Annotated in this window: 3 protein-coding genes; all 3 read left to right on the forward strand. The window is 45.7% G+C overall.

The genetic code is table 11. The annotated features are described in order from the left end of the window. Positions 1-251 precede the first annotated feature (251 nt). Positions 252-1,172 carry a hypothetical protein gene (locus tag DEH07_02430; GenBank protein ID HBY03401.1) on the forward strand — a complete coding sequence of 307 codons (921 nt, stop codon included), beginning with the start codon at positions 252-254 and terminating at the stop codon, positions 1,170-1,172. Positions 1,173-1,258: 86 nt separating this feature from the next. After that, positions 1,259-2,203 carry a methyltransferase gene (locus tag DEH07_02435; protein ID HBY03402.1) on the forward strand — a complete coding sequence of 315 codons (945 nt, stop codon included), beginning with the start codon at positions 1,259-1,261 and terminating at the stop codon, positions 2,201-2,203. A gap of 360 nt (positions 2,204-2,563) precedes the next feature. Continuing rightward, positions 2,564-3,892, forward strand: a complete 1,329-nt coding sequence (locus DEH07_02440) for a guanine permease (GenBank protein HBY03403.1) — start codon at positions 2,564-2,566, stop codon at positions 3,890-3,892. Positions 3,893-4,169: the final 277 nt, after the last annotated feature.

The raw sequence follows: 4,169 nt of genomic DNA on the forward strand, positions 1-4,169 counted from the left end.
TTTTGGGCTGTGAATAGTAACGGCAATGGGCATTTTTCTTTTCCTAACAAAAATACCCCCTGGTAGACTTTAACATGTCGAATTTGGTAAAGACAAACGTTAAAGTCCTGGTAACTGCAAGGAAATCCGGCCAGAGGGATTGAAAATTTTCCTGAAAAGCTTTATAATATTATTGTTATATCTTACTTAACCTCCTTATTTTGAAAAAGCCCCGGACATTTTGCCATCCGGGATTTCTAATTTTAAAGCACATGAAAGGCGCCAACATGATCATCAGCGCAAGCAGAAGAACAGACATACCGGCCTTTTACAGCAACTGGCTGATCAGCAGGATTAAAGAAGGATATGTCACAATTAAAAACCCCTTTACCGGAAACAAAAAGACGATCAGTATACTTCCTCAGGATGTCTGCATGATAGTATTCTTTACCAAAAACCCCGGGCCTTTGATGGACCACCTAGAATTGCTTGACAGATTGGGCTATAAGTACTACTTTCATTTTACAGTCAATAATTATCCTGCTTTGTATGAGCCCAATCTGCCGCCAATAAATAAAATCCTTGACACTTTCCGGGAATTGAGCCTTGTGCTGGGCAGGGACAGGGTGATCTGGCGCTACGACCCCGTGATTATCTCCGATTTGACAGACGTTGATTTCCAGATGAGGAACTTTGATTATCTAGCCGGGAATTTGAAAGATCACACCGGCAAATGTGTTTTCAGCATACTGGACTTCTATAAAAAAACTAAAAGGAAATTAACCCTGTTAAACAACCTGCACGGTATCAGAACTGTTGACTTGAATAACGAAAACAACCGGGAGTTGTTAAAAAAGACCCTGACAGCAATAAAACAAATTGCCGACCACTACAAAATCCAGCTGGCCTCCTGCGCGGAATTTTTTGATCCGCAGCAATTCGGCATCGAACCAAACTCCTGCATTAACGGAGAGTTAATTAACAATCTTTCGGGATCGGCATTTAAATTCAGCAAAGACAGAAACCAGCGAAAAGAATGCCTGTGTGCCCAGAGCGTAGATATAGGAGTATACAACACCTGCCTGCATAATTGCACGTACTGTTATGCAAACCAGAGCAGACAGGCTGTTGAAACAAACTTTGCGGGACATGATCCCAAAAGCCCAATTTTAACGGGCAGGGCAAATCTTTAAACCGGTTGTTTTGAGTTTTGTTTATCCCGGATCATTTATAGGAAAATATCGTTCAAGAATAAATACCAGGAAAGGAAATGGATCAAATGCTCCCCCCTGATGCTTTCAACATGACACAGGAACTTATAATCCTTGTCGCGTCAGTAAAGGCCGGAATTATCAGCGCCCTGGAAGACAAGTCCATGTCCCCGGAAGAACTTGCCGCTATACTGCAGGCGGATTCCCGTTCAATCTGGACTGTTTGCGAAGCGCTGGCGGCTTTGGGCTACCTTGCTACAGACGGAAAGAGGTATGGACTGAGCGCTGAAGCAAAAAAGATGTTTTTCGATACGGATGATCCAAGTTATATAGGTCTTTTCTTTCTGCACAGGCATAACATGCTGAAAAACTGGATTCGCCTGGATGAAGTAATCGCTTCGGGGAAACCCGTCGTCAGCGAAAAAAGCAAGGAGCAGACCAAGACTTTTATGGAACATATGGACTTTAACGCAAGTAAAAGCGCCCGGGGGATAGCGGATTTTTGCATCGGTTCCCTGGACAGCGGTAAAAAGGTGCTCGACATCGGAGGAGGGCCCCTTACCTATGCGAAGGCCTTTGACTCACTCGGCGCCAGTGTGACCGTATTTGACCTTCCCAACGTGGTTGAGCATATGCGCCTCAAGACTGAAGAACGTAATATTGAAATGATTGCGGGAGATTTTACCGAAAGCCTGCCACCCGGACATTTCGATCTTGCTTTTCTGGGCAACATCTGCCATATTGTCGGGGAACAGGAAAACAGGGAATTGTTTAAAAGGGCGCATGCCTGCCTGGCGCCCACCGGGAAAATTATTATCGTTGATTTCATCCGGGGAACTGGCCCAAAAGCGGCTGTATTTGCGGTAAATATGCTGGTTCAGACCGAAAACGGCGGAACCTGGACCCTGGAGCAGTATTCGCAGTGGCTTACTGAGGCCGGCTTCAACAATATTAAGCTTCACGGTGTAAGCGGACGCCAGCTTATTTCAGCAAAAAAAGCAGCAGGTTGTTAAAGACAATAGGCTTTTTCAATAAAGAAGACGAAATGCCCTGTCAAAAGGGCAATTTTTTTTGCCTGATTATTCGTTTTTGATGAAAATTTATGCTGTTTAAGCAAAAACAGGAGGAGTTTCAGTAAAAACGTAGTAAATTTTAAATATCATCTATACAGGTAGAGGATCCTTATTCAGCCTGTCTAAAAAATAACTACCGTTTAAATCTCACCCCAATCCTAACTGTAATCCAGAAAAATCTACGCTTGATCCCGTCAAAAACGAAAGGAGGAACCCGCATTGGAAAAGTTTTTTCGATTGTCAGAAAACAGGACAACCTTTAGGACGGAAATTCTGGCCGGCCTCACTACCTTCCTTACCATGGCCTATATCATTTTTGTCCAACCGGCCGCCCTCTCGGGGTCCATGTTCGGCTTCAAGACAGGAATGGATTTCGGCGCCCTGACAACTGCGACATGCCTTTCGTCAGCCCTGGCCTGCCTTGTCATGGGTTTGTATGCTAGATACCCGATTGCTTTGGCACCCGGGATGGGCGAAAATTTCTTTTTTGTCTTTTCGGTCATGCCTGCAGCGGCCGCCGCCGGGTTTGCCAATAGCTGGCAGGTGGCGCTAGGTGTCGTATTTATCTCCGGCGTGCTTTTTTTCGTGGTTTACCTGCTCGGTATTCGGGAACAGATTTTTAACGGCATCAGCCCAAGCATGAAAAACGCCATTGCGGCCGGCATCGGGATCTTTATCGCCTTGATCGGCCTGCAGGATGCGGGTCTGATCATCAAGTCCCCGAGTTCCGGAGTTGTTCTTAATGCTCATTTCGCCTCACCCGATCTGATAATTTTTTTCTTTGGCCTCTTTCTTTCTGCGATTTTATTTGCACGACGGGTAAAGGGCGCTATTCTCTGGGGGATTGTAGGGGCTACTATCCTGGCGATTGTCATGAAACTGGCGCTGCCTATTATACCGGCGATCAGCGGTTCCAAGTTAGTCGCCAACTCAATGCTTATGACAAGGTTTAGTTTGGCGCATGGTATCATTTCAGCCCCGCAGTCGCTCGGGCCGACGTTTTTAAAGATGGACCTGGTCCACGCATTATCTATTGCCATGTGGCCGTTTATTATTGTTTTTCTTTTCATGGATGTTTTTGACACAATCGGTACCCTGGTAGGCGTGGGCGAGCAGGCCGGGTTGATCAAGGACAACAAGCTCCCCAGGTTGCGTCAGGCCATGCTGGCCGATCAGACGGGAACCGTTATTGGATCTCTGCTGGGCACGAGCACAGTGACCAGCTATATTGAAAGTGCGGCTGGAGTGGAGGCGGGCGGCAGAACAGGCTTGACAAGCATCATTGTTGCAATCCTGTTCATTCTCACTCTTTTCTTCAGCCCGTTAGTCGCCATGATCGGCAGCTACGGCGTTATTACCGCTCCGGCGCTGGTGATGGTAGGAGCAATGATGATGAGAAACGCCGCCAGGATCGAGTGGGGCGAGTTCAGCGAGTCGATCCCCGCGTTTCTTGTACTGGTCGGCATCCCGTTCTCGTATTCGATCGGCGACGGGCTGGCTTTAGGATTCATTTCTTATTCTATTGTAAATTTACTGAGCGGAAAGTCAAAGCGCGTCAGCGCGCTGATGTACGTGCTTTCCGCGGTTCTTTTGTTGTATTTTTTCCTGGTACGTTCGCGGTTAGGTTAAATAGCTGTAGAAAAATATTTAACACCGACACAATTCGACATTATATCCAAAGGAAATTTAAAACTGTTGAAGAAAATATTTTAAGTTATATATGATCCCACTGCAAAAACCCCATAGAATAACAGAAATTAGTTCTTGAGGCAGCAGGAGAAACAAGGGTAAATATCGAAGTATAATATAGAGATCAAGAGATATCTGACGATAAACTAACAAAACGCAATCCAGGAGGATTCGGATGTTCCGGGAAAACAAAGACCACTTACAAATAGAACTATTC

This window comes from Desulfotomaculum sp., from assembly GCA_003513005.1.
Lineage (GTDB): Bacteria > Bacillota > Desulfotomaculia > Desulfotomaculales > Nap2-2B > 46-80.